General features: G+C 62.7%; 1 protein-coding gene. It reads right to left on the bottom strand.

The genetic code is table 11. The features are described 5' to 3' along the window. A partial coding sequence (locus SB822_RS56600; protein ID WP_410859039.1) for a hypothetical protein occupies positions 1–191 on the bottom strand: 191 nt, incomplete at its 3' end. Between the last annotated feature and the right edge of the window lie 88 nt (positions 192–279).

The raw sequence follows: 279 nt of genomic DNA, 5'->3' as shown, positions 1-279 counted from the left end.
CGCTTCGCTTCGTCGTCATCCGATGGCGGCGTTTCGCCTTTCTCGGGCAGCGGCTGATCAAGCCCCGGTTCGACCGGCGTCGGGATTGCATCGCCGATAGGCTTTGAGACCTCGGTGGGTGGACCGCCGGGGTCTTTTGTTTCGTCTGGCTTCTGGTCGTGCTCGTTCGGGCTATCGGGCTGAGTGGCCACGGCGCATCTCCAGTTGATTGCAGTCATGACAGGCATGCAGCAAGGCGTGTGCCGCCGGGTCGACTTCAAGCAACCTCAAGCGACCTCC

The organism is Paraburkholderia sp. SIMBA_054 (genome assembly GCF_046534875.1).
Taxonomy (GTDB): Bacteria; Pseudomonadota; Gammaproteobacteria; order Burkholderiales; family Burkholderiaceae; genus Paraburkholderia; species Paraburkholderia hospita.
This window is presented reverse-complemented; position numbering and strand designations above follow the sequence as displayed.